Source organism: Microbacterium sp. No. 7, from assembly GCF_001314225.1.
Classification (GTDB): domain Bacteria; phylum Actinomycetota; class Actinomycetes; order Actinomycetales; family Microbacteriaceae; genus Microbacterium.
This window is the reverse complement of sequence record NZ_CP012697.1, coordinates 3858843-3884123: the sequence shown is the minus strand read 5'-3', so window position 1 is coordinate 3884123 and position 25281 is coordinate 3858843. Positions and strand designations below refer to the sequence as shown.

The 25281-nt window shown below is 70.0% G+C and carries 22 protein-coding genes and 1 riboswitch; of the genes, 14 read left to right on the top strand and 8 right to left on the bottom strand.

Annotated elements, in window-relative coordinates; all coding sequences use genetic code 11:
- The 3 genes from AOA12_RS17955 (at nt 1) to AOA12_RS17945 (ending at nt 4511) form a co-directional block, all read left to right on the top strand.
- The gene (locus tag AOA12_RS17955; RefSeq protein ID WP_054685939.1) at nt 1–909 is read left to right on the top strand and encodes a J domain-containing protein; all 909 of its coding nucleotides are present in this window, start codon (nt 1–3) and stop codon (nt 907–909) included.
- A 387-nt stretch (nt 910–1296) separates the two neighbouring features.
- On the top strand, nt 1297–2898 hold the full coding sequence (locus AOA12_RS17950) for an SLC13 family permease (RefSeq protein ID WP_054685935.1): 1602 nt from the start codon (nt 1297–1299) through the stop codon (nt 2896–2898).
- 23 nt (nt 2899–2921) lie between these two features.
- A complete protein-coding gene (locus AOA12_RS17945) occupies nt 2922–4511 on the top strand; it encodes an SLC13 family permease (RefSeq protein WP_054685932.1) in 1590 nt (529 codons plus the stop codon).
- Nucleotides 4512–4793: 282 nt separating this feature from the next.
- On the opposite strand, the gene AOA12_RS23915 is transcribed toward AOA12_RS17945, so the two are convergent.
- Nucleotides 4794–5567, bottom strand: a complete 774-nt coding sequence (locus tag AOA12_RS23915) for a hypothetical protein (RefSeq protein WP_231637122.1) — start codon at nt 5565–5567, stop codon at nt 4794–4796.
- The gene (locus AOA12_RS17935) at nt 5554–7233 is read right to left on the bottom strand and encodes an Eco57I restriction-modification methylase domain-containing protein (protein WP_054685928.1); all 1680 of its coding nucleotides are present in this window, start codon (nt 7231–7233) and stop codon (nt 5554–5556) included. The genes AOA12_RS23915 and AOA12_RS17935 overlap by 14 nt, the downstream gene beginning before the upstream one ends.
- 76 nt (nt 7234–7309) lie before the next feature.
- Here AOA12_RS17935 and AOA12_RS17930 point away from each other — a divergent pair, with 76 nt between their 5' ends.
- Nucleotides 7310–8017: a hypothetical protein gene (locus AOA12_RS17930; protein ID WP_054685926.1), complete on the top strand. Its 708-nt coding sequence runs from the start codon at nt 7310–7312 to the stop codon at nt 8015–8017.
- A 529-nt stretch (nt 8018–8546) separates the two neighbouring features.
- Nucleotides 8547–8993, top strand: a complete 447-nt coding sequence (locus AOA12_RS23260; protein ID WP_156366571.1) for a hypothetical protein — start codon at nt 8547–8549, stop codon at nt 8991–8993.
- On the opposite strand, the gene AOA12_RS17925 is transcribed toward AOA12_RS23260, so the two are convergent.
- A complete protein-coding gene (locus tag AOA12_RS17925) occupies nt 8971–10272 on the bottom strand; it encodes an ISL3 family transposase (protein WP_054678531.1) in 1302 nt (433 codons plus the stop codon). The two genes, AOA12_RS23260 and AOA12_RS17925, sit on opposite strands and share 23 nt — an antisense overlap.
- A 128-nt stretch (nt 10273–10400) precedes the next feature.
- Between AOA12_RS17925 and AOA12_RS17920 the strand changes: the two genes are divergently transcribed.
- Genes AOA12_RS17920 through AOA12_RS17910 form a run of 3 tightly spaced genes read left to right on the top strand, consistent with a single transcriptional unit; the run spans nt 10401 to nt 13001 of the window.
- Entirely contained in the window at nt 10401–11021 is a 621-nt protein-coding gene (locus tag AOA12_RS17920; RefSeq protein ID WP_054685924.1) for a hypothetical protein, read from the top strand.
- On the top strand, nt 11018–11854 hold the full coding sequence (locus tag AOA12_RS17915) for a 6-phosphogluconolactonase (RefSeq protein WP_082406364.1): 837 nt from the start codon (nt 11018–11020) through the stop codon (nt 11852–11854). Before AOA12_RS17920 ends, AOA12_RS17915 begins: the two co-directional genes overlap by 4 nt.
- Complete coding sequence (locus AOA12_RS17910; protein WP_156366570.1) at nt 11841–13001, top strand: hypothetical protein; 1161 nt, start codon at nt 11841–11843, stop codon at nt 12999–13001. Before AOA12_RS17915 ends, AOA12_RS17910 begins: the two co-directional genes overlap by 14 nt.
- A 413-nt stretch (nt 13002–13414) precedes the next feature.
- On the opposite strand, the gene AOA12_RS17905 is transcribed toward AOA12_RS17910, so the two are convergent.
- Nucleotides 13415–14770: a D-alanyl-D-alanine carboxypeptidase family protein gene (locus AOA12_RS17905; protein ID WP_054685915.1), complete on the bottom strand. Its 1356-nt coding sequence runs from the start codon at nt 14768–14770 to the stop codon at nt 13415–13417.
- A 40-nt stretch (nt 14771–14810) separates the two neighbouring features.
- Nucleotides 14811–14920: riboswitch (TPP riboswitch) on the top strand.
- Here AOA12_RS17905 and AOA12_RS17900 point away from each other — a divergent pair.
- The 3 genes from AOA12_RS17900 (at nt 14913) to AOA12_RS17890 (ending at nt 17855) form a co-directional block, all read left to right on the top strand.
- Nucleotides 14913–15554 carry an ECF transporter S component gene (locus tag AOA12_RS17900; protein ID WP_054685912.1) on the top strand — a complete coding sequence of 214 codons (642 nt, stop codon included), beginning with the start codon at nt 14913–14915 and terminating at the stop codon, nt 15552–15554. (Overlaps the previous riboswitch by 8 nt.)
- 1 nt (nt 15555) lies before the next feature.
- Nucleotides 15556–17049 carry an ABC transporter ATP-binding protein gene (locus tag AOA12_RS17895; RefSeq protein ID WP_082406363.1) on the top strand — a complete coding sequence of 498 codons (1494 nt, stop codon included), beginning with the start codon at nt 15556–15558 and terminating at the stop codon, nt 17047–17049.
- A complete protein-coding gene (locus AOA12_RS17890; protein WP_054685911.1) occupies nt 17046–17855 on the top strand; it encodes an energy-coupling factor transporter transmembrane component T family protein in 810 nt (269 codons plus the stop codon). Before AOA12_RS17895 ends, AOA12_RS17890 begins: the two co-directional genes overlap by 4 nt.
- 167 nt (nt 17856–18022) lie before the next feature.
- Here the strand turns inward: AOA12_RS17890 and AOA12_RS17885 are convergent, their stop codons facing one another.
- On the bottom strand, nt 18023–19534 hold the full coding sequence (locus AOA12_RS17885) for an aldehyde dehydrogenase family protein (protein WP_054685907.1): 1512 nt from the start codon (nt 19532–19534) through the stop codon (nt 18023–18025).
- Nucleotides 19535–19576: 42 nt separating this feature from the next.
- Complete coding sequence (locus AOA12_RS17880) at nt 19577–21154, bottom strand: AMP-binding protein (protein ID WP_054685905.1); 1578 nt, start codon at nt 21152–21154, stop codon at nt 19577–19579.
- 317 nt (nt 21155–21471) lie between these two features.
- Between AOA12_RS17880 and AOA12_RS17875 the strand changes: the two genes are divergently transcribed.
- The 3 genes from AOA12_RS17875 to AOA12_RS17865 all read left to right on the top strand — a co-directional run bounded on the left by AOA12_RS17875 (nt 21472) and on the right by AOA12_RS17865 (nt 23115).
- Nucleotides 21472–21927, top strand: a complete 456-nt coding sequence (locus tag AOA12_RS17875; protein ID WP_054685902.1) for a ketosteroid isomerase-related protein — start codon at nt 21472–21474, stop codon at nt 21925–21927.
- Nucleotides 21928–21957: 30 nt separating this feature from the next.
- Nucleotides 21958–22470: a ketosteroid isomerase-related protein gene (locus AOA12_RS17870; protein ID WP_054685899.1), complete on the top strand. Its 513-nt coding sequence runs from the start codon at nt 21958–21960 to the stop codon at nt 22468–22470.
- A 66-nt stretch (nt 22471–22536) separates the two neighbouring features.
- Complete coding sequence (locus AOA12_RS17865; RefSeq protein WP_082406362.1) at nt 22537–23115, top strand: flavin reductase family protein; 579 nt, start codon at nt 22537–22539, stop codon at nt 23113–23115.
- A gap of 82 nt (nt 23116–23197) precedes the next feature.
- Here the strand turns inward: AOA12_RS17865 and AOA12_RS24080 are convergent, their stop codons facing one another.
- Together AOA12_RS24080 and AOA12_RS17855 are read right to left on the bottom strand one after the other, a co-directional pair.
- Nucleotides 23198–24322 (bottom strand): helix-turn-helix transcriptional regulator, encoded by a 1125-nt coding sequence (locus AOA12_RS24080; protein WP_269465075.1) that lies wholly within the window; start codon nt 24320–24322, stop codon nt 23198–23200.
- Nucleotides 24319–25248: a helix-turn-helix transcriptional regulator gene (locus AOA12_RS17855; RefSeq protein WP_257720159.1), complete on the bottom strand. Its 930-nt coding sequence runs from the start codon at nt 25246–25248 to the stop codon at nt 24319–24321. The genes AOA12_RS24080 and AOA12_RS17855 overlap by 4 nt, the downstream gene beginning before the upstream one ends.
- Between the last annotated feature and the right edge of the window lie 33 nt (nt 25249–25281).

Below are 25281 nucleotides of genomic sequence, written 5' to 3'. Positions count from 1 at the left end.
GTGTTCGACAGCCCCCTCTCCGACTCCGCCTACGACGTGCTCGGCGTCGCGCCCGACGTCGACGACGAGGCTCTGCGCCGCGCCTACCGGCTGCGCCTGCGTCAGACGCATCCCGACACCGGCGGCGACGCCGCGGTGTTCGTGCGCGTGCAGCGCGCGTGGGAGCTCGTCGGCACGCCCGAGGCCCGCACCGCCTACGACCGCGGGCACGGGTTCGGCTCCGCGCCGTCGCACGAGCCGCGCGCCTGGTCGCCGCCGCGCGCCGACACGCGGCCGAAGGCCCGCTCGTTCGGCCAGCCGGGCGGCAGCAAACGCGAGCGCTACCTCGGCCTGATGCGCGAGTGGGCGGGCCGCGGCGTCGCCCTCGACGACCCGTACGACCCCGCGCTGGTGCGCTCCGCGCCGCGCGAGATCAAGCGCCTCCTCGCCGAGGCCCTCGCCGAGGAGGAGACGGCGCGCACGGTGTCGGCGCTCGGCATGGGCTACACGGTGTGGCACGAGGTCGTCGCCCGCGACCCCGCGGCGCCCGTCGACCACATCGTGCTCGGTCCGAGCGGGCTCTACGCCGTGGCATCCGACGATCTCGGCGGGCCCGTGCGCACGCGTCGCGGCGAGATCGTGGGCGACGGGCTCGCAGGCGCCCCGGTCGCGACGCTCGTCGCACGGGCACGCGGCATCGGACGGGCCGCGGGCGTGCGGTTCAGCGGCGCGATCGTCGTGCTGCCCGACGAGGACGTGGCCGCGTCGATCGACGAGCTCGGCAGGGTGAAGGGCCTGCCCGTCGCGGTGGTCTCGCGCTCGGCGCTGGCGACCGTGCTGCGGCGCGGCCTCACGGGCGCCCGCGCGATCGGCGGCAACGAGCTGTTCGACGTGCGCACCCGGCTGCAGCAGGCGCTGCGCTTCGTGTAGCGGGCCCGGGGTCCGGCCGTGCCGGCGGTCTCGGCCTCGGAGCGCGGTCGGGCCGCGTGCACAACTCAGGAAATCTGCGGGGGAACGCCGCCCGCGACCGGCCGAGACCCCCGTTCCTCCTGAATTGTGAACGGTATGGATGCCGAGCGAGCCGGATGCCGGAGCGCTGAAGTCCCGGCATCCGGGCATCCCGGCGTCCAGAACTCCCAGCGTCCGCACCTCGGAGGTCTGGCGCCCGTCGCCCCGCATGCCGTTCACAATTCAGGAAGAACCGCCGCCGTCCGCCGGATACGCCGCGAAGGCGCCCGGTTCTCCTGAGCTGTGAACGGGTCAGCCGCAGGCCGACGGGCCTGGAGGGGCGGGGGAGGGCCGCTCTAGGGTGAGAGCATGGAGCCGGCCACCTGGACGTTCGTCATCCTCGGCGCCGCCATCGTCGGGTTCGTGAGCGGCAGGGTGCCGCTCGCGATCGTGTCGATCGGCGTCGCGCTCGCCCTGTGGGCGACCGGCGTGCTCACGATGCCGGAGGCGCTCGCGGGCTTCGGCGACCCGACCGTGCTGTTCATCGCGTCGCTCTTCGTCGTGAGTGAGGCGCTCGACGCGACGGGCGTCACGGCGTGGGTGGGCGGCCAGGTCATCGCGCGCGCCGGCCGGGGCCGCGTGCGGCTCACGGTCATCCTCGCGCTGCTGGCCGCCGTGCTGTCGGCCTTCATCAGCATCAACGGCGCCGTGGCGGCGCTCGTCCCGGTCGTCGTGGTCGTCGCGATGCGCGCCGGCATCGTGCCGTCGAAGCTGCTCATCCCCATCGCGTTCGCCGCGAGCGCGGGGTCCCTCCTCACCCTCACCGGCACGCCCGTGAACATCGTCGTCTCCGAGGCGGCCGTCGCCGCCGGCGGGCGGGCGTTCGGGTTCTTCGAGTTCGCGCTCGCCGGCATCCCCGTCGTCGTGCTCACGGTCGTCGTCCTCGTGCTCGGCGGCGACCGGCTGCTGCCCGAGCGCACGCCCGAGCACCTGGTCGACGCGGCGCCCGATCCGCACGAGCACGCCCGCACGCTGCGCGAGAGCTATGCCGTCGACCTCGACACCGGCACGCTGTTCTCGGTCGAGGAGGGCGTGGCCGAGGTGCTCATCGCGCCGCGGTCGTCGCTCATCGGACGCACGGTGTGGGCGGGCATGACGACGCGCGACGAGAACCTCGTCATCCTCGCGGTGCGCCGCGGCGAGAGCGACGGGCCCAACGCGTCGCGCGGCACGGGGATCGCCGGCTCGCTGACGATGCAGGCGGGGGATGCCGTGCTCGTGCGCGGCCCGTGGGACGCGCTCACCCGGTACGTGTCGTCGCCCGACGTCATCGCCGTCACGCCGCCGCACTCCCTGCGTCGCGGCGTGCCCCTGGGGCGCGGGGCCCGTCGGGCCCTGGGCATCCTCGTGGCGATGGTGCTGCTGCTCGCGACGGGCGCGGTGCCGCCGGCCGCCGCCGGGCTCGCCGCCGCGGGCGCGCTCGTGCTCACGGGCGTCGTGACCGTGCCGCAGGCGTATCGCGCGATCTCATGGACGACCGTCATCCTCATCGCGGGCATGGTGCCGCTGTCGGGCGCGTTCATCTCGACGGGCGCCGCGGGCGCCGTCGCCGACCTCGTGCTCGCCGCCGTCGGGTCGACGTCGCCGCACCTCGCCCTGCTCGTGCTGTGCCTCGTGACGATGGTGCTCGGCCAGTTCATCTCGAACGTCGCGACCGTGCTGATCGTCGCGCCGATCGCGGTCGCGATCGCGCACAGCCTCGACCTCAGCATCCTGCCGTTCATGATGGCGCTGACGGTCGCGGGCGCGGCCTCGTTCATGACGCCCGTCGCGACCCCCGCGAACCTCATGGTGCTGCAGCCGGGCGGATACCGCTTCGGCGACTACTGGCGGCTGGGCCTGCCGCTCATGATCGTGTACCTCGCGGTCGCGGTGGTGTACGTGCCGCTCGTGTGGCCATTCCAGGCATAATATTTCGGCACTAGGCTATGCCCGTGGACCCGGCAGCCTGGACGTTCGTGATTCTCGGCGCGGCGATGATCGCGTTCATCAGCTCGCGCATCCCCCTCGCCGTCGTCGCGAGCGGCGTCGCACTGTCGCTGTGGGCGACCGGCGTGCTCACGCTGCCCGAGGCGTTCGCCGGCTTCGGCGATCCGACGATCGTGTTCATCGCCACGCTGTTCATCGTGATCGAGGCGCTGGAGGCCTCGGGCGTCACGGCGTGGCTCGCGAACCTCGTCGTCACCCGCGCGGGCACGAGCCGCACCCGGCTCATCCTCGTGATCGGCGTGACCGCGGCGGTGCTGGGCGCCTTCATCAGCGTGAGCGGCACGGTCGGCGCCCTGCTGCCGGTCGTCGTGGTCGTCACGGTGCGGGCGGGACTCGTGCCCTCGAAGATGCTCATCCCGCTCGCGTTCCTGGCCAGCGGCGGATCGCTGCTGACCCTCACCGCGTCACCGGTCAACATCGTCGTCTCGCAGGCCGCCGCCGCGGCGGGCGGACGGGAGTTCGGCTACGTCGAGTTCGCGCTCGTGGGCCTGCCGCTGGTCGCCATGACGATCCTCATCGTGCTGCTGGCGGGCGACAGGCTGCTGCCGACGCGCAACGCCGAGACGATGGCCATGCCCGACCCCGTGAGCCACGCCCGCACCCTGCGCGAGGACTACCACGTGGACGTCGCGACGTCGTCGCTGTTCACCGCGAGCGACGGGGTCGCCGAGGTGCTCATCGCGCCGCGCTCGTCGCTCATCGGCCGTCGCGTGTCGCCCGGCATGACGACGCGGGTCGAGAACCTCGTCATCCTCGCGGTGCGCCGCGGCGAGGAGCTCGGCTCGGCGGTGCGCGAGGCGGAGGAGTCGACGGAGCCGATGACGCTGCGCGCGGGGGATGCCGTGCTCGTGCAGGGCCCCTGGGAGGCGCTGAACCGCTACGTCGCCTCGCCCGACGTCATCGCCGTCTCCGAGCCGCAGTCGCTGCAGCGGGCCGTGCCGCTCGGCCGCGGGTCGAAGCGCACGCTCGTGATCTTCGGCCTGATGGTGGTGCTGCTCGCCTCGGGGCTCGTGCCCACGGCGGTCGCGACGATGCTCGCGGCGGGCGCCCTCATCCTCACGCGGGTCGTGAAGATCCCGCAGATCTACCGGTCGATCCCGTGGAGCATCATCATCCTCGTGGGCGGGATGATCCCGCTGTCGACGGCGTTCATCTCGACCGGTGCGGCGTCGATCGTCTCCGACCTCGTGCTCTCGGTGATCGGCTCCGCGTCGCCGACGATCGCGCTGCTCGTGATCTGCGCGATCGCGATGATCCTCGGGCAGTTCATGTCGAACCTCGCGACGGTGCTCGTGATGATGCCGATCGCGATCGCGATCTCGCAGTCGGCGGGCGTCAGCCCGCAGCCGTTCATGATGGCGCTCGCGATCTGCGGTGCGGCGTCGTTCCTCACCCCCGTCGCGACCGCGGGCAACCTCATGGTGATGCGCCCGGGCGGATACCGGTTCGGCGACTACTGGCGCCTCGGCCTGCCCCTCATGATCGGGTACTTCCTGGTCGCCGTGTTCTACGTGCCCCTCATCTGGCCGTTCTGACCGCCGCCCTGACCCTCGTCTCGTTCCCGCGGGGGTGCCACTTGTTCCCGCGGGGGTGCCAGTTGTTCCCGCGGGGGTGCCAGTTCTTTTCGCGAGGGTGCCAGTTATTTTCGCGAGGGTGCCAGTTATTTTCGCGAGGGTGCCTCGGGGTCGTGCCTAAAGCACCCTCGTGGGGATAGCCGGCACCGTCGCGGGGACAAGTGGCACCCTCGGCGGGACAAGTGGCACCCTCGCGAGGACAACGGGCACCCTGGCGGGGCCGGCGGGTTCGCACACGCGGGGTCAGAGCTTGGTGATGGTGCCGTCGGTGCCGTCGTAGAGATCGAAGTTGCGCTCGCCGACGAGCTCGAGCATGTCGTCGAGCAGCGCGTCGAGGTCGACCGCGGCGTTCTCGTCGTTCACCTCATGGGCGCGGATCGACGGATGCCGCGGCGCCGTCCCGTCGCTGCCGTCGCTGCCCGCGTCGAGCAGGATGACGGCGAAGGTCTCGAACTGCTCCTCGCGCCCCGCGGGGTCGCGGCGTCCCGTGAACAGGCGCAGACGGGGGAAGGCGTTGCGGAACGTGCTCTTGCGGCGCTTCTTCGTGCCGTCGGGGTTCGTGTCGTCGCTCTCCGCGGCGGCGTCGAGGAACAGGAAGGCGCCCAGCACGGCGTACGGGAATCGGCGGTGCAGCGTGACCGCTTCGATGAGCATGTCGCCGCGGCGGTTGGTGAGGTTCTTCTGGAAGGTGCCGGCGGCGCCGTCGCGGAACATGATCGTCTTGATCGAGACCGCGAAGATCAGCCCCGACTCCTCGGTCGCCCACGACACGTCGACCTTCTTGGCGCCGATGCCGCCCGAGAGCCGCCGCTCGGCGCCGCTGACGCCGCGATGGTCGGGCGGCGCGGGGCGCACGCCGTCCATGCCGCGCTCGCGCAGCTCGGCTGCGAGCGCGAGCGCGAGGTTGTCGCTGAGCCGCTGGTTCCAGTTCTTCTTGACGCCCTGCGTCGCGCCGTCGGCCGGCTTGGGACCCGCGGCGGAGACGGCCTGCAGCAGCCGTCGCTCACACCTCGACACGACGCCCCCTCGCGGTGCGCCGCGCCGCCAGGTGCAGGTACTGATCGCGCAGCGCCGCGACGTCGGACCGCGGCATCCCCAGCTCGCCCACGAGCAGGATGCCGTCGACGAGTGCCGCCGCGTCGAGCAGGCGGCCGGCGCGCAGCAGCGCCGCCACCCGCGGGCGCGCCGCGGTGAGCGTCGCGCCCGCCGCGGCCACGACGGCGGGACTCGGCACGGGCAGCCGGTCGGCCTCGCGCGGCTCGATCTTGAGCATGCCGCCGCCGTACGCGCGGCCGACGGTCTCGGCGCCCACGAGGGTCATCGACGTGAGCGCGGCGACCGGCAGCAGGTCGCGCCCGAGGTCGCGGTGCGCGTCGCTCAGGTACACGCCGTGCACGCTGTTGAGATGCCGCGCGCCCGCCGCGTTCGTCGTGATGCGCGGCGTGTCGGCGTTCATGTACGTGAGCAGCAGATCGGCGGGCTCCACGAGCGGCACCTGCCACCAGGTTCTGCGGACCCGGCACTTGTACGCCTGGTGCACCCTCGCGGTCTCGCCCGCCCGGATGTACTCCCACGCGGCGGCCGACGGGCGGTCGCCGGGCCGGAACAGCAGCGTCGCCGCCCCGCCGTCGCCGAGCGTGCGCCACGCGCGGCGGGACAGCTCCAGGCCGCGCAGGTGCGCGCTGCCGGGCGGCGAGAGGGGCAGCAGCTCGGAGCGGGGGATGCCGCGGTCGGCGGCCTCGCGCGGAGACATCGTGAAGTAGCGGTTGTTGCCCGTGACCATGCCGAGGGTCGTCTCGCCCCACTCGTGCAGCACCGTGAAGCCGTCGCCCGCGAGCGTCGCGTACGCGGCGCGGGCGGGCGCGCTGAGCAGCGAGGGCGTCCATTTGTCGGCGGGATCGTTCGGCATCCACGTCGTCGCGTCGAGCGTGCTGCCGAGCGCCGCGGCGTTCTGCGCTTGGTAGACCGACATGTGCGTCGCGCCGCCCTCGTCGAAGCCGTCGGCGAGCAGCAGGATGACCTCTTCCTGCGCCTCGGCGAACACGCGCTCGGTGAACAGCACCAGGTCGACGCGCGCGAAGCGGGAGAGCAGGAACCGGCGCACCTCGGCGGCATAGTTGACCGACAGCAGCTCGGCGGGCACGACGAGCCCCAGCCGGCCGCCGCGGCGCAGCATGAGCGCCGCGTGCACCGTGAACGCCGCCCACGACGACGCGAGGCCCGACAGGTTCACGCCCGCGCGCAGCGCCGCCTCGCGCGACCGGGCGCGGGCCGCGCCCGAGAAGTCCTGGTAGCGGATGTAGGGCGGATTGCCCACGACCGCCGCATACGAGCCGCTCGGCGGCGTGAGGAAGAAGTCCTGAGCGGCGATGCGCGGCTCGCCCCCCGCCTCCCGCACGAGGCGCCGTGCCGCGGCGGCGGAGGGGGCGTGGATCTCGACCCCGTCGACGCGCGGCGCGGGCCGCCCCAGCATCCGCAGCCGCTCGACCGCGCGCGTGAGGAACGCGGCCTCGCCGCACGAGGGCTCGAGTACGGTGTCGCCGGCGTCGCGGATCGCCCAGTCGACGACGAACGACGCGAGGGGATCGGGCGTGAAGAACGCGCCCCGCGACTTGCGCAGCGCGGGGGTGTCGCCGACGAGCGCGATCGGCGCCACAGGGGCGGTCGCGGGCTCGGCTGGCATGCTCCCATTGTGTCGTGAACCTCCGACACGGGCTGCCAGCCCTGCGGTAGGGTCGCGATATCACCCGGGGGGATGGATGACGAACAGGACGATCGCGTCGGCCGGTCTCGCTGCGCTGACGGCTGCGGCGCTCGCCGTGGCGCCGAGCGCGGCGGCGGCGGTGGATGTCGCCGCGGACGGCTCGACCTGCATCCAGCGCCTCGACGACGGCTCCCAGACGTGGATCGGGAGCGCGACGACCGAGTTCAACGCCCTGGCGGAGGAGCTGGGCGAGCTTTTCGCCGACCATCCCGGACGCACCACGGGGATCGCCGCGTGCACGCACTACGACGGCCTCATGGTCTTCCTCCCGCCGAGGGCCGACGACGAGGGACAGGACGCCTTTGACGAGGAGCTGTCGCGGATCGTGCGCTCACACCCGGAGTACCCCGTATATACGACGGAGGTCGCCGCGGCATCCGTGGTTCTCGTTCCCCTCGCCACCGAGATCGTCGCGACGCTCCATGATGAGGGCGTCGTCGGCGCCGCGCCCGACGTGTACACCGGCGGGCTGCACGTCACCGTCGACTCCCTGACGGTCGGGATGCCGGAGAGCCTGCGGTCGCGCATCGACGAGGTCGTGCAGCGGTCGGCGGGCATGGCGCTGCCCCTGCGGCTCAGCGTGCAAGAGGGACCCTACGAGGCTGCCGTGGCCACCGTCGCGCGGGGCTCCGCCGTGGACGTGCTTGCCGCACTGCGACTGCTCTTCGCTGCGGTGGCGTCGTTTGCCGGTGGGGGTGGGTGAGCGCGGCTACGTCAGGCGGGGGCCGTCTCCGTATGTGTGGCTTGTGAGTGCGGGGGCCGGCGCGGGGGTGGGATGGCGCGGGGGTTCGCGTATCGCGTCGGTTCGGCGGATTTCGATACGCCGTCGACTGCGTCGACGGCTACTCAATCAGCGGGGGTGGGTACGTCAATCGGCGGGGGTGGGGCTGGTCGGCCAGTGGGAGGGGGATATTGGGCGAGCATTCCTGGGCGATGCGCCGCCGGGTCTGCAGCGTGCTTGTGCAGACCCGACCGTGCTTCTAACCTCGCAAGAAGTCGCCGATTGTCCCCCGAATGGCCGACAAGGATGCGCCTGAAGTCTGTCCAGATGGTGAACACTTGGCGAATCCGGGCCTGCTGCCGATTTAGCGGGTTGCCTGTCGGGTACTTTTTGAAAACTCGACGGCACGCGAATAGATGCACTCAGGAGCGTCGCGGTCGACATGTGTCGGATCATGATTCGGGGGGAATCCAACGTGTACGAGCAAGCAAAAATCGCAGACCCTTCCACCATGGCGAGCCTGGTCAACTCTCATAACGAGTGGGATCCTCTCGAGGAGGTCATCGTCGGTACTGCACGGGGGGCACGTGTGCCAATTGGTGACAAGGGGTTGTTTGCGATTCGCTACGCGGACTATGACAACGCTGCCAGCATACCCTCCGGTCCGCATGACCCCCGGATCGTCGCAGAAGCCGAGGAAGATCTTGCCGCCATCGTTGCGGCATTCGAATCTCTGGGGATCATCGTGCGACGGCCCAAGCAGCTCGATCTCTCCTCTAGGTTCAGTACGCACAACTGGGAGAGCGATGGAATGTATGATTACTGTCCGCGCGACATCTTCCTGCCAGTCGGTGACAAAATCATCGAGACCCCGATGTCGCTACGGTCGCGCTTTCTGGAGACTTTCGCATATAAGGATATCCGGCTCTTCGGAATTAGGGGTGTAGTTGGGGTCTGAATCCTCCGGCTTCGAGCAGGCTTCTTGCGATGTAGTTCGTGAGGTTCCGGAAGCCGAGCGCGGAGCCGCGGAGGTGTTCAAGTCGTCCGTTGATCGCCTCCGTTGGGCCGTTCGAGGTGCCGGGCCGATCGAAGAACGCGAGCACGTCGGCGGCGCGCTGCTTGAGGGTGCGGCCGAGCTTGCGGATCTCGACGAGCGCGGCAGGAACCCCGGTGCTGACCGCGTCGATCAGGGTCTGCATCATCTGCTTGCCATTCTTCTTGTCGGGTTCGCGATACGCGGCGATCATGCGCTGGTAGATGCCCCAGGTCGCTTCGACCTCGACGTGCTCCTCGGTCGCGAACAGCGCCTCCAGCCGAGCGCGTTGCCGGTCGGTGAGTAGCTTGTCGCCGGTGTGCAGGGTGCGGCGCGCCTGATAGAGCGGGTCGCCCTTCATCCCGCGGTGTCCGTGTAGATCCTGCTGAACGCGGCGGCGACACACATCGAGCGCATCGCCGGCGAGACGGACCACATGGAACGGATCCATCACCGGGACCGCGTCGGGCAGCTCTTCGGCGGCGGCCGTCTTGAAGCCGCTGAACCCGTCCATCGCGACCACCTCGATCCGCTTGGACCACTCCTTGGGCCGTGCCGCGAGCCACTGCTTGAACACGGCCTTCGAACGGCCCTCGACCATGTCCAGCAGCTGGGCCGGGCCTGTCTTCTCGCGGGCGGGCGTGAGGTCGATGATCACGGTCACGTACTTGTCGCCGTACCGGGTGTGACGCCAGACATGCTCATCGACGCCCAGGGTCGTGACCCCGTCGAACCGGCCGGGAGCGTCGATCAGACGACGCCGACCCTCGGCGAGAATCGCACTGTTCGCGGTATGCCAGGACACCCCCAGACCGGCCGCGGCGCGGGTCACCGTGAGATGGTCGACCACGATCGCCGTCAGCGCCCACCCGAGCCCGCCACGCGAGATCTTCGCCCGCGGCGCGGCGGCCTTCGTGGTGTCCTGCCGCCACGTCTTCCCGCAGTGCGCGCACCGGTAGCGGCGCACCCGGACCAGCAGTGTCGTGGGCCGGTGCCCGAACGGCTCATGCGCGAGCCGACGCACCACGGTGTCTCTCGGGACGCCTTCCGCGCCGCACTTCCGGCACCAGGGATCGTTCTCGACGACGCGGCACTCGATCACCGCCCGATCCGCCTCGAGATGTTGACCTACAGCCTCGAGGCCGAGCTCGTCGAGACGGCAGAACGTGGTCAGGCAGGGCGCGGCGAAGGTAGTTTGGAGCACGTCGAGGTCTTTCGGATGGGCAGTGTAGGAACTTCCATCCTGGAAGACCTCGACGCCTATCCGGCAATCGACCCGCGAACCTCGACTACACCCTCAACTGCGAAGAGCCGGATATCCTGATCGAGTACATGAAGAGCGGGGCCAGCTGGATCTCCGCGCCGAAGCCACAATTGCTCGACAGCACATACAACAACGACGATCCGTCCCAGTCTGCGATTCGGGAGGTTGAGCCGATCTTCGATGCGGCGAACTGTTTGCGCGTCGGCGAGGACATCCTCTACTTGGTTTCCGACACGGGGAACAAGCTCGGTGCGATCTGGCTCCAGAACGTTCTTGGCTCGCGCTACCGAGTGCACCAGCTGGAGAATCTATATGCATCGACTCATATCGATACAACGATCACGCTTCTCGCGCCCGGAAAGGTGATGGTTAATCCGTCGCGTGTCCGGGAGGAGAACCTTCCCGAAATCTTCCGAAACAACTGGGAGGTCATCGAAGCTCCGGAGCCCATAGACATGGGCTTCACCGGTGTTGCATACGGGTCGGCGTGGATCAGCATGAACTTCTTGATGATCAATCCCGGTCTGGCGATGGTCGATAAGAATCAGAAACCTCTTATCGATGTGCTCGCCAAGCACAAGATAGATGTGATCCCGCTCGAACTCCGGCACGGTCGCACGCTTGGCGGGGGGTTCCACTGCGTCACTAGTGATGTTCGTCGCTCAGGGACGCTGGAAGACTACCGATGATAGCGGGCTCTGCTCCGCTCGCGGCGGAGGTGTCTTCTCCTTCGAGTCCTGGTCGTTGGCCTCGATTCCGTCGGGTAACCAAGTATGCAAATGCCGACGAGATGAATCGTGCAGCCGCCCGCTGGGTGGCGCACTTCATCCAGGAGGCGGTCGATACTCGAGGCAGCTGCGTCTTCATGCCTTCGGCGGGGCGAACCCCGATGGGGCTCTACGAGATACTCCGTGCCGAATACCTTGATGCTGTCGATTGGGCCTCCGTGACTCTTGTTCAGATGGACGAGTATGTCGGTCTGGGGGCGAACGATCCGTATAGCCTCGCATCGTGCATCGAGACGCACCTCGCGCGTCCGCTCGGGATTGAGGAGTTCGTCACCTTCAATGATGATCGCGGCCGGCTGCGGCAGAACCTGACGGAATACGAGGCTCAAATATCCGCGCTGGGAGGGCTCGACGTGACTCTCTTCGGAATTGGCGAGAATGGTCACCTCGGGTTCAACGAGCCGGGATCGGGGCTCTTATCGCCGACGCGTGTTCTGCCGCTCGACGACCGAACGATCCATTCCAATTTCTCAGAGTCGCCCGAGGAAGGCTTCAGCGTCCCCGAGAACGGGATCACCGTCGGACTTCCCGTGCTGCTCTCGTCTAGGCGGAGTCTGCTCATTGCTTCCGGGGCTCGGAAAGAGGAGGCCGTCTTGAACCTGCTTGGTGGTCCTGTTTCTCCTGAATGGCCGGCCACGTTCCTTCGCGGTCAGCTGGGAGCATATGTGATGATCACGGATGACTGCGTGCCGGCGGGCGCGGAGCGAGAGACGGGCGCGCGTGGTCGTACGTAGTTTTCCGAGGGTATCGCTGCTCGGATTCGGGGCGCTGTCGAACTTCGGGATCCTGCTCCTCGAGATCTTCACGGCGATTCTGATCTATCAGCGCACGTCATCGTTTTCGTTCGTCCTCCTCGTGGTCTTCGTCCAGATGATCGTGGAGGCGGGAATGACATACGTGACTCCTTTCCTGCTCCGCAAGATGGGGCCGGCGTCTATGATCGTCTGGTTCCTGCCGTTTCGTATCGTCGGATGCCTCTTCCTTCTCGGCGACGATATGAGCGCTGCGGATGCGCTCATCGCGGGAGTGCTCATTTCGCTCAGCACCACGGGTGATGCCATTCCAAGGAACGTTCTGCTCACGGCGTCCACGAGAGGGAGCGCTTCGCGGGGCATGGATCTCGGCCTGTTCGAGGCGTTCCGCTACATTGCTGTCGCGCTGTCGCCTCTTGTCGGTGCCTACGCCTTCGAGGGAGGCGGCTTCGTCGCCTTGGCGGGCCTGTCGAGCGGCCTTTCGCTCGTCGCGGCGCTCTGCGCTCTTCGCGTGCAGAGGTATGTCGGTCGGGGCATCCGCGAGCAGAAGGGGAAGAGGATCGGGATTCGAAGAATTCCCGTGCCGATTCTCGCGCTGTGGTGCAGTACCGGAGCCAGGTACCTGGCCGAGAACACGCTCTACCCGGTGGCGGCTATCATGCTTTACCAGACGTCCGTCAGCCTCGGCTGGATCTCTCTGCTGGCGGTTGCGGCCGGTGTCATCTTCGGAAAACTGTCGGACAGGTTGAGTGGCAATCTCCTCATCCTGCTGCCGGTGTGCGCCGTCGCCGTCGGCTGGTTCGCTCGATCCTTCGAGCTGACGTTCGCCTCTGCGCTGCTGTTCGGCGTGATCTGCGGCGTCGGCAGCAAGGCGGTCGGTGTGCTGGAGAAGAAGATCAGCTTTGACTTCGGAGACACGGTGGGACCGACGATCGAGTTCGTCACGCTGCGTGAGCGAATCATGCTGATCTCGCGAGCGGCGCTGATCGGCGTGTGTCTGCTCGGAGGCTTCTCGGTGTTCGTCTGCATCCTCGTCTGTGCAATCGTCATGGTGCTGAACATCGCGACCGTGCTCTTCGCGGTGTTCGTGAGGCGGGGCGTCGCACCCGTCGCCGGTCCCAGCCGCTGAGCTCGGGCCGATCGCAGAGGTGGATTCGTCGCGAGGCAGGTGCTCTTCGCTGCGTTGGCATCACTCGCCGGTGGGGGCGGGTGAGCTCGGCCCGGTCAGGTGGGGGCTGTCTCCGTGTGTGTGGCTTGTGAGTGCGGGGGCCGGCGCGGGGGTGGGATGGCGCGGGGGTTCGCGTATCGCGTCGGTTCGGCGGATTTCGATACGCCGTCGACTGCGTCGACGGCTACTCAATCAGCGGGGGTGGGTACGTCGATCGGCGGGGGTGGGGGCTGTTCGATCAGCGGGGGGTGGGGGACGGTTCGATCGGCGGGAGTGGGGGTGGAACGGATGCGACGGTTGTGGGGCGTTGCGCTCGCTCGCGGGGGTCGGGTCCCGCGTGCTCGACGGCGTGCAGGCGCTGAGGGGCATGCCGCTCAGCGCGCTGCCAGGCCCCAGAGCTGGAGCGGGTGGGTGAGGCGCCACCAGGCGTCGGGATCGGTGAGGTCGGCAGCGAGGTGCACGGGCGTCGTCGCCGCGTCGACGGGGCCCGCGAGCGAGAGGGTGCCCACCTCGGCATCCTTCTGCCGCGCGTCGCCGAGATCGAGCGTCACGTCGGGCGAGACGGTCGCGCCGTTCCACAGCACGACGGCGGCATCCGCGGCGGTCACGAGGTCGCTCTGCGCACCCCACACGGTCGTGACGGCGCCCACGCGCGTGCCCGCCGCGACGCCGTGCGCCGTCGTCTCGCGGGCGACCTCGTCGAGCAGGCGCGCCGTCTCCGAGAACCGCTCGTCGGAGTCGGGCTGGGCCACGACCGACGCGTAGGCGAGCAGGCGCACGGCGCCGACCGTGAACTCCTTGGCCGCCGTGAGCGTGAACTCCCAGTCGAGGCTGCCCGTCTTGATGCCGACGATCGACGGGTCGGCCGCGAGCAGCTCGTTCGTGTTCTCGAACTCCCCGGCGCCGGGCAGCTCGGCCCACGGCATCCGCACGATCTCGGCGACCACGGGGTGCGCCATCGCGAGCCGCGACAGGGCGACGAGCGACGCGGCGTCGCCCGCGTTGGCCTCGTCGATGCCCGTCGGCTCGACGACCGCGATGCCCGTGAGCCCCTGCCGGGCCAGCCAGTCGGACGCCGCGGCCGCGAACTCGCCCTCGCCGGGCCAGTAGGTGCGCGCGAGCCGCTCGGTGTAGTTGCCCGCCGAGCCGATCAGCACGCCCTGCAGCATCTGGTACAGGCTGAGCGAGCCCTCCGCGGGAACGTCGAGCGCCGACTCGTCCCGCCCCAGGAACTCCCAGTACTCGTCGCTGTCATCCCACGTGAAGTCGAACGCCGGTCCCGGCTCGCCCGGTGCGAGCGGCTCGCGCTCGAGCACCATCAGCACGGTCACGAGCTTCGTGACGCTCGCCATCGGCGCGACGTCGCCCGACGACGCGGGCGTGCCGGCGAAGCCCTCGACGCCCACGGCCGCCGCGCCCTCCGCCGGCCACGCCACGGCCGTCGCGGGAGCGGTCACATCGGCGACGGGCACGGGCGCGACCGTCGGCTGCGGCAGCGGCCAGAGCAGGGCGGATGCCGTGTATACGGCCGCCACGCCCACGACCGCCGCGAGGGGGATGAGCGCGCGTCGCCCGCGCCGCCGCCGCGGACGCTGTGCGAGCAGGTCGGGCACGACGCGCCGGTACGCGTACTCGCCGCCGGGCGCCGCGGGCGCCGCCACGTGGTCCTCGTCGACCCAGCCGAGCGCGACCCGCTGCGGCGTGCCGCCGGAGCCGTCTCGAGGGGTCATTCGCCCAAACTAACCTGCCCGGGCCTCGGTTATACTCATCGACACAACCCACGGGAGTCCGGTGAGCCGGGCTGAGAGGAAGCGAACCACGCTTCGACCGTCGAACCTGATCCGGATCATGCCGGCGCAGGGAGGAGAGAGAATGAACACGTCTGCATCCGTTCAGGGCCCCGTCGAGGCTCACCTGCAGCCGAGCCGCTTCGGCTGGCGGGTCGTCGACATCGTCGTCGCCGCCGTGCTCGGCGTCGCCGTCGGGCTCGTCTTCTGGGCCTGGAACACCGTCGGCGGGGCACTGTGGTCGGTCTTCGACGCCGTGACGCCGGGCCTCGCGGGACTCGCCGTCGGCATCTGGCTCATCGGCGGCGTCATCGGCGGCCTCGTGATCCGCAAGCCGGGCGCCGCCCTCATGGTCGAGCTCGTCGCCGCAACCGTCTCGATGCTCATCGGCAACATCTGGGGCGTGTCGACCGTGCTGTCGGGCCTCGTGCAGGGACTCGGCGCCGAGCTGATCTTCCTGCTGTTCCTGTACCGCCGGTTCACGCTGCCCGTCGCGATCCTCGCGGGCATGGCCGCGGGCGTCGGCGCCTGGATCTTCGAGCTGTTCTACGGCAACTCGCCCAACATCCTCAAGACCGTCGAGTTCAACATGATCTACCTCGGCTCGCTGCTCGTCTCGGGCGCGGTGCTCGCCGGCATCCTCGGCTGGGTCCTCGTGCGGGCGCTCGCCGCGACGGGCGCCCTCAGCCGGTTCGCCGCGGGCCGGGAAGCACGCGCCGAGGTCTGAGATGACCGCGCGCGTGACGGCCTCGGGCTGGGGCTGGCGCTACGCGGGCCGCCGGGCGCCGGCGGTCAGCGACGTGACGCTCGACATCGAGCCCGGCGAGCGGGTGCTGCTGCTCGGCGCATCGGGGGCGGGCAAGTCGACGCTGCTGGCGGGCATCGCGGGGCTGCTCGGCGGCGCCGACGAGGGGGAGGTGCGCGGCGCGCTGCTCGTCGACGGGCGCCCGCCCGCCGCGCAGCGCGGCCGCATCGGCCTCGTGCTGCAGGACCCGGATGCCGGTGTCGTGCTCTCCCGCGTGGGCGACGACGTCGCCTTCGGCTGCGAGAACCTGGGCGTGCCGCCCGGCGAGATCCCCGCGCGCGTCGCCGAGGCGCTCGACGCCGTCGGGCTCGACGTGCCGCTCGACCGGCCCACGAAGGCGCTGTCGGGAGGGCAGAAGCAGCGGCTCGCGATCGCGGGCGTGCTCGCGATGCGCCCCGGCATCCTGCTGCTCGACGAGCCGACCGCGAACCTCGACCCCGCGGGCGTCGCGGAGGTGCGCGCGAGCATCGAGCGGGCCGTGCGCGCGTCGGGGGCGACGCTCGTCGTCATCGAGCACCGCACCGAGGTGTGGGCCGACCTCATGACGCGCGTGATCGTGCTCGACCAGGGCGGCGGCCTGCTGGCCGACGGACCGCCGGACGCGGTGTTCGCCGCGCAGGGCCGCGCGCTCGCCGACGCGGGGGTGTGGGTGCCGGGGCACGGGATCGACCTGCCCGTGCTGCCTGCGGCGGATGCCGGTGACGCGGTGCTCACGGCGCACGATCTCGCGATCTCGCGCGACGGCGGCACGGCCGTGCAGCGCGGGCTGGACCTCTCGGTGCCGCGCGCCGCGGCGACCGTCGTGACGGGCCCGAACGGGGCCGGCAAGTCGACCCTCGCGCTGACCCTCGCGGGTCTGCTGCCCGAGCTGGCGGGCGAGGTGCGGTCGGCGCCCGAGCTCGCCGGCCGTCGCGGACCGCGGCCGTCGCGCCTCACCTCGCGCGAGCTGCTGACCCGCATCGGCACGGTGTTCCAGGAGCCCGAGCACCAGTTCCTCGCCCAGACCGTGCGCGACGAGCTGCTCGTCGGCCCTCGCGCGCTGAAGATGACGGATGCCGCGGCCGACGCGATCGCCGACGAGCTGCTGGAGCGGCTCGGGCTCGCGCCGCTCGCACGGGCGAACCCGTTCACGCTGTCGGGAGGGCAGAAGCGGCGGCTGTCCGTCGCGACCGTGCTCGCGACGGCGCCGCGCGTGATCGTGCTCGACGAGCCGACGTTCGGGCAGGACCGGCGCGGCTGGATCGAGCTCGTGCGCCTACTGCAGGAGCAGACGGCGGAGGGACGCAGCGTCGTCGCCGTCACGCACGACGCGGCGGTCGCCCGGCACCTGGGCGGCCGGCACGTGCGCCTGGAGGCGGCCGGGACTGCGGGCCTGGGCGGACTCGGCGGTGCTGCGGGCCTGGGGAGCGTCGCATGACCGGCACGGCGACGCGCACGAGTCCGGCATCCGCACCCGCCCTGCCCCGGGAGGCGTGGCTCGATGGCGTCAACCCGGCGACCCGCATCCTGCTCGCGCTCGTGCTGTCGGTGCCGCTGCTGGCATCCATCGACGCCGTGAGCGCGGCCGTCGCGATCGCGCTGCAGCTGCTGTGCGTGCCGCTCACGGGGCTGCGCCTGCGCACGGTGCTGCTGCGCCTGCTGCCGGTGCTGCTGCTCACGCCGATCGCGGGCGTCAGCATGCTGCTGTACGCGCAGCCCGAGGGGCGCGTGCACTGGACGTTCTGGTACGCGACGATCAGCGACGGGTCGATCGTGCTCGCGATCGCCGTGAGCCTGCGCGTGATCGCCCTGGCGCTGCCCGCGATGCTGCTGTTCGGGCGGGTCGATCCGGCCGAGCTCGCCGCGGCCCTCGCGCAGATCGCGCGCCTGCCGTCGCGCTTCGTGCTGGGCGTGCTCGCGGGCACGCGCACGCTGGGCCTGTTCCTCGACGACTGGCGGTCGATGACGCTCGCACGTCGCGCGCGCGGCGTGGGCGACCGCGGCGCGCTGCGCCGGTTCTTCTCGATGGTGTTCGTGCTGCTGGTGTTCGCCGTGCGGCGCGGCACGAAGCTCGCCGTCGCGATGGAGGCCCGCGGGTTCGGCGCGCCGGTCGCCCGCACGTGGGCGCGCCGCTCGCGCCTCGGCCCCCGCGACGCCGTCGCGCTCGTCGGGGCGATCGCGCTCATCGCGCTCGCCCTGGCCGCCGCCGTCGCCGCGGGCACCTTCCGCTTCGTCTGGAGCTGAGCGGCTCCGGCATCCCGGGTGCTTCCTCTGCCGACCGCCGCCGCTACGCGCTTGTTCCCGGCATGGGCCTGCGGTCGCGAGGGACGGCCGCGAAACTCCGGCGCGGCGCTGACGATCCGGGATGCGCCGCCGATGACGGCGCATCCCGGATCGTGGTTCGCGAGAGGCTAGACCGCCACAGGCGGGTTCACCACAATCGCGAAGGCGCGCTCGGCGAGGCTCGCGGAACGGTTCACTGAGATGTACTTCTGCTCTGTGTACTCGTCGAGCGAGTCGGGGCCGCCCTCACGTCCGAGGCCCGACTGCTTGAAGCCGCCGAACGGGTACTCGGGGTGGATGACGTGCCAGTCGTTGACGTACACCATGCCGGCCTCCAGGCTCCGGGCCACGTCGAGCGCGCGCTGCTCGTTCGCGCTCCACACACCCGCGGAGAGGCCGTAGTTGGTGTCGTTCGCGATCGCGACGGCCTCGGCCTCGTCCTCGTAAGTGAGCACGACCAGCACGGGACCGAAGACCTCGTCGCGGGCGATCGGGTCGGTGTTGACGACGTCGGTCACGATGGTCGGCTCGACCCAGTTGCCCTTCTGGAACCGTTCGCCCTCGGGCACGCCGCCGCCGAGCACGACCTTCGCCCCCGACGCCTTCGCGCTCTCGATGTAGCCCAGCACGCGCTGCTGCTGCTCCTTGGTGATGAGCGGGCCGACCGTCGTGGCGATGTCGAGCGGGTCGCCCACGACGAGCGTGCGGCCGCGCTCGACGAGCCGTCCCACGATCTCGTCCTTGCGCGACGCGGGAATGAGCAGACGAGTGCCGGCCTCGCACGCCTCGCCGTTGTTGGCGTAGCAGGCGAACAGCGCGCCGTCGACGGCGACGTCGAGGTCGGCGTCGTCGAGGATGATGTTCGGTCCTTTGCCGCCGAGCTCGAGCGTGACGCGCTTGAGGGTGTCGGCCGAAGCACCGAGAATGCTCTTGCCGACCACGGTCGATCCCGTGAAGGCCACTTTGCGCACATCGGGGTGTGCGACCAGGTGGGCGCCGACCGGCTCGCCGTCGCCGACGACGACGTTCAGCACGCCGGCGGGCAGCCCCGCGGCGTCGAGCGCCTTCACGAGCTCGAGCGGGAGCAGCGGCGCGTGCTCGTCGGGCTTCAGCACGACGGTGTTGCCCGCGGCCAGGGCCGGGGCGACCTTCCACACGCTCGTCAGCAGCGGGATGTTCCACGGCACGATTGCGGCGACGACGCCGATCGGCTCGCGGCGCAGCACGCCCTCGGCCGGGATCGGGCCGATCGCCGGTCCGGGGCCCTCCCACTGGTAGCCGCGGGTCAGCGCGGCCACGTACTGCAGCTGCGCGACGGCGAGCCCCAGGTGCAGCGCCGCGGTGATGCGGATCGTTGCGCCGTTCTCGCGCGACTGTAGAGCGGCGAGTTCCTCGGCACGGGCGCCCAGGCTCGCGGCGGCCGCCTCGAGCACCGCTGCCCGGTCGGCCGGCGGGGTACGACGCCACGTGCCCTCGTTGTGCGCGGCGTTCGCCGCGGCGACGGCCTTGTCGACGTCGGCGACCGAGGCCTTGGCGACGGTCGCGACGAGCGACTCGTCGGCGGGGCTCCGGATCTCGTAGCTCTCGTCGGTGTCGAGCCACTGCCCGCCGATGAGCTGCTGGTAGTGCGGAACGGTCATTGTTCTCTCCTGTGTGAATGTGGACGGATATGCATGGGAAGCTCAGCTGACCTGCCGGGCGCGACCGGCCCAGAACGGCTCACGAAGTGCCTTCTTGTCGACTTTGCCTGCGGGGTTGACGGGAAGGGCGTCGACGAAGTCGATCGTCTTCGGCGCGGGCACGCCGCCGAGCTCGGCCTTGACGTGGTCGATGAGCTCTTGTTCCGTCACGTGGGCGTCGTTCTTGACGACGACGGCGGCGTGCACCGCCTCGCCCCACTTCTCGTGCGGAACGCCGATGACCGCGCTCTGCGCCACGGCCGGGTGCGTCGCCAGCACGTCCTCGACCTGGCGCGGGAAGACATTGAACCCGCCCGAGATGACCATGTCCTTCTTGCGGTCGACGATGTAGAGGAAGCCGTCCTCGTCGAGACGGCCCACGTCGCCCGTGTGAACCCACCCGTCACGAAGCGTCTCGGCGTTGCGCGAGGCGTCGACGTAGGTGAGCATCTGGCCCAGCTGACGGGTCGTGATCTCGCCCGCCTCGCCGACCGGGAGGACGTTGCCCTCGTCGTCGCGGATCGCCACGTCGACGTAGGGGAGCGGGCGCCCGGCCGACGCGAGGCGCTGGACGGCCTTCTCCGAGTCGAGGCGGTGGTCGGTCTTGCGCAGCGAGGAGATGTAGCCCTGCTCCGTACCGGCGTACAGTTGCAGGAAGATGGGGCCGAAGATCTCCAGCGCCTGGCGAAGCTTCTCCGGCGCAGCGGGCGAGCCCGCGTAGACCACCGTCCTCAGGCTCGACAGGTCGTAGTCGGCGCGACGCGGGTGATCGATGAGCAGGTAGATGATCGTGGGCACCACGGCGGTCGCCGTGACGCCGTACTTCTCGATCGACGACAGCAGCACGTCGATGTCGAGGCCCGGCAGCATCACGTTCGTCCCCCCGCGCAGCAGCACGGGGAGGATGAAGATCTGCGTGTAGTGGGTCAGCGGCGCGCCGTGCGCGAACACCTCGCCGAAGGCGATGTCGCCGATCTCCTGGCCCGCGGTGATCGAATAGTGCCCCCATGTGAAGTGCGAGTTGACGACGCCCTTCGGGTCGCCCGTGCTTCCCGAGGTGAACAGCACGTAGGCCTCGTCGTCGTCGACGAGGCCTACGTCAGGGCGCGCCGAGGCATCGGCGCTCTCGACGAACGGCCCGAAGGCGATGACTTTGCTCAGCTCCGGCGATGCGGGGAGCGCGTCGCCGCCGACGCGCACCACGCGGGTGAGCTCGGGCAGATCGGGCACGATGGCCGCGATCGCCTCGTCGAACTGCGCGTCGTAGATCAGCGTCGTCGCCCGCGTCTGCGCGAGCGACGACCGGAACTGATTGGCGGTCTGCCGGGTGGGCATCTGCACGAGCACGCCGCCCGCGGCCCAGATGCCGTGCTGGATCGGGATGAACTCCAGGATGTTCGGCAGGAGCAGTCCGACGCGCTCGCCCTTGCCGAGCCCCGAGCCGACGAGCGCGTTGGCGATGCGGTTGCGCAGAGCGCCCAGTTCCGCGTACGTCAGCTGCCGCTCACCCTCGATGATTGCCACCGAGTCTCGGTGGTACGTGATCGTCCGGTCGAGAACGTCGGGAAGTGTGCCCCACATGTTCGTCTCTCCTCATCGAAAGTCGGGATCGCGGCGACCATGGCCGCGGGGGAGGTCGGATACGTCCCCGTGGCCGTCCACGCTAGGCCGTGGTCGAGCAGCTCCGACACCCTCGCCGGGGTGAAACCTGTCACCCCCAGGGGGGATGCTCGCCTCTGCGTGGCGCGGTCGGCGCCCCTGCGGCGGCGCTCGGGGGAAGGATTCACCCCCCGGGGCGCGCGATTCCCCCTGGAGGGTGATTGCCCGCCCATGACGCGGAGCTAGCGTCGAGCAAGATCGCACGACAACGGACGTCGTGCAGAAGAGAGGACACGCACATGAGCAATCTGTTCTTCGCGGTCAAGTGGTTGAAGGCATTCCGTTCCAGTGCGGAGGATGTCGTCGCGCTCTACGGCGAGCCGTTCAGCTTCACCGACCCGATTCTCGACCAGCACGGGATCAGCGAGCGCGAGGACCTTCTGCGGGTCTTCGCGCCGTATGCCAACAAGGACGAGTCCAATGGCATCGGCATCAACAACTTCCGCGTCGATGAGGTTGTCGGCGACGGGGAGGGCGCCGTCTACCGATGGACGTGGGAGGCGCCGACGGCGCAGGCATTCCTCGGCATTCCGACGCCGGACAAGACGCCTGGCTCGCGCGGCATCACCCTCCACCTCTACTACCCGGACGGGAAGATCAGCCGCGAGGAGAGCTACTGGGACGCGGTGGCGGCCGTCGCCCCGTTCGTCCCCGAGATCGACCGCGTCAACAAGTTCAAGCCCGTCGCCGCCTGACCGGCGCCGTATCGACGAAAGAAGACCACTATGACCACCACCACGGTCGGCGCCAAGCTCGCCGACGCGCACGCTGCCAAGTGGACCCAGGGGCTCACCGAGTCGCTCGACGCAGCCCTTGACCTCTATGCCGACGAGTTCGTCTACGACGACGGCAACGACCTCGACCACGTGATCGACACCCCCATCACGAAGGACGAGCTGCGTCCGGTTCTCGCCCCCTATTCCAACAAGAGTCGCGACAACGGTTCCGGCGTTCACCGGTTCGAAGTGCGCGAGGCGTTCGATCTCGCCGGGGACAATGGCCTGCCCGCCGTCGTCATCCTGTGGACCTGGACCGGCGAGGCGCTGGAGACCTACCACGGCCTGCCCGTGGGCGGACGCACGCTGTCGGCGCTCGGCATCACATGGCAGCAGCTCGACGCGAACGGGAAGATCACCCGCGAGACGACCTACTGGAACGACACGCCCCTGCTCGCCGAGCTCGGCGTGCCGGTGCAGACGCCGCACTACTGGGAAGCCGGCTTCGTCTTCCCCTCGTGAGCACGGAACACCCGGGCGGCGAACGCTGCCCGGGTGCCGCCTCTGAATCTCGTGAAAGGACCGATGATGAACAGCAGCATCGCACACCGCATGGAGCCTGAGCCCGTGCCGCTGCGCCTCGACGGAGGCCTGAGCGCCGAAGACTTCAAGGGCGCCTTCCGCAACCATCCCGCGGGCGTGGCTGTCGTCACCGCCGACGCCGGCGACGGGCCGGTCGGGCTGACGGCGACATCGGTGTTCTCGGTCAGCGCCGAGCCGCCGCTGCTCGTCTTCTCGGTGTCGGCGATGTCGTCGAGCACGCCGACCGTCCTCGCCTCCGACACCGTCGTCGTGCACCTGATCGGTGAGGAACAGCTGCACATCGCGCGACTGTGCGCCACGAGCGGGATCGACCGTTTCGCCGACACGTCGCTGTGGGACAGGCTCCCGACTGGAGAGCCGCACTTCCCATCGGCGAGCACGTGGATCCGCGGCCGCGTCGTCGAGCAGCTGGACGCGGGAACCTCGACCGTCATCGTCGTCCACGCCTTGCAGGCGAAGGCCCCCGAGCCGGGCAGCGAAGACGCCGTCGCGGAGGCATCCCGCCCATTGGTGTACCACAACCGCGCCTGGCACGTGTTGGGCGATCATTCGCTCGTGGGCTGAACTGCGTGAGACGAGCGCGCTCGCGCCGCCGTGGAGCCCCGGTCGACCGATCGAGGCTCCACGGCTTCCGGTGCCGCGAGCGTCAGTCGCGCAGATAGACGGCGACGGCCTGCGCGCGATTGCTGACGCCGAGCTTGCGGAGGATGTTCTTGACGTGCGACTTGACCGTGTCGGGTGAGATCACGAGCCGTTCGGCGATCGCCTGGTTGGTCCCACCGTCGGCGAGCAGGCGGAGGACGTCGGTCTCGCGTGGCGTGAGCGCCTCGAGCCACGCGGTGCCGAGCGCGTCGGACGCCGGTGTCGCAGGGCGGTCGAGCATGTCCTCCCTCTCGGCGAGAGCGATGATGCTCTCGGCGGCACTCAGCAGAACGTCGCGAGCTTGCTGCCGCTGGCCGCGTAGCGTCTCCTGCAGCAGCACCCGGTCGTAGAGCAGGCCGAGACCGCTGGCGAACGCCCACAGCACGTCGCGGTCGACCTCGTCGACGCGAGGGCCGTCGGCATGATGATCCGCGTGCAGAAGGCCGATCACCTCGTTCGCGCAGATGAGCGGCGCCACGACGTAAGAGCGCGCACGTCCGGAGTCCACGATGAGAGGACGGTGCACGCCCGGCGCTGCCGTGTCGACGACGAGCGCGGGACGCCGGATCGTCATCGCCTCGTGCTCCGGAGAGTCGCGATCGATCGTGATCGATGTGCCGACCCAGCCCGGAAACCACTCCTCCAGCTCACCGCTCAGCGTGGAATGGCCGAGATGCGGGGTCCACGACGTGCCGCTCAGCCGCGAGAGCACGACACGGCCGAATCCGCAGCCGTTCGTGGCCTCCATACAGCTGGCTTCGACGAGCTCTCGGACGCTCCCGGTGGTGCGGAGGTTCGACAGTGCCCTTGCGCACCCCTCCAGGCGCCGTGACTGCGCATCGTGCAGGTAGTGCCGCAGATCCGACGCAAGGCGTTCCAGCTCGGAGACGACCGCTGCCAGCCCGACAGGCGTCTCTCCTGTCGCGACGTCGAACTGGGCCGTCGCGTGTCGCGACAGCTGAGCGATCGCACGGAGGGACGTGTGGGGGATGGTCTGCGCAGCCTCGTGTGTCAGATCGGCGACCCGGCCGGCCAGGTACTCGAAGCGCGCCTGCAGCTCCATCCCCCGGCGGTCCGAGAGCGGCAAGGAGTCCGTGACCGCGCGTGCGTGCGCGATCGCTCTGGTCATGATGCGCGCAGACCTTCCCAGCGGGCGCGTCGCCACGCCCGCGCGATCGACTCCGGGCGGGTCGCTACCCCTTGCTTGCGGAAGATGTGTTTGATGTGGGTCTTCACGGTGCTCTCGGAGACGAAGAGCCGCTCAGCGATCTCACGGTTCGTTCGTCCCTCGGCCATCAGATCGAGGACGGCGCGCTCGCGCGCGGAGAGCCCCCACGGCTGCTTCGCGGGTGTCGCGTCCATGTCGGATGCTGCAGACGGACGGGGCGCAGCGACGGGAGCCAGCCCATCGTCGAGAAGCCGCAGCCCCGGCGAGCCGCTCGTGATGAGCGATTGCACGTCGGCCAGTGCACCGGCGATCTGCAGGCGCTCCGCGCGAACGCGGACCGCGAGCTGGAGCGCTTCGACGGCCAACCCCGCCAGTACCGCGAAATGCCGGACGACATCGTGATCGGCATCGGTCACGCGCCGACCGCCGATGCCATGATCGGCGTGCAGGAGCGCCACGATGTCCTCGCCGAGGACGACGGGCGCGACCACGTACGATCGCGTTCGCGTGGCGTCGACGAACGGACGGTGCACCCGAGGGTCCCGAGCGACGCGCGGGACCCTCATCGACGTGCGCCGTCTGACGACCTCGGTCTCGATCAGCGGCGGACGCAACGGCATGTGCAGTGTCCACAGGTGTGATGTCTCGGCGACGGTGTATGCGTCGCTCGCATGCCAGTGCAGGGGCGTCCATGTGGCACCGTCGATGTGCGAGAGCAGGACGCGCGCGAACCCTCCGGCGACGGCGAGGCTCGCGGGACAGGCGGCGAGCGCCTGGTCGATGTCGTCGAGGGTGCGCAAGCGATGCGTCGCGTCATGAAGAGCGTCCCAGCGCGCGGCGATGCGTGCACCTGGTACAGCAGCTGTGGTGGGCTCGGCCAGTGACATCATCGTCTCTCCCAGACCGGCGCGCTCCGTCGG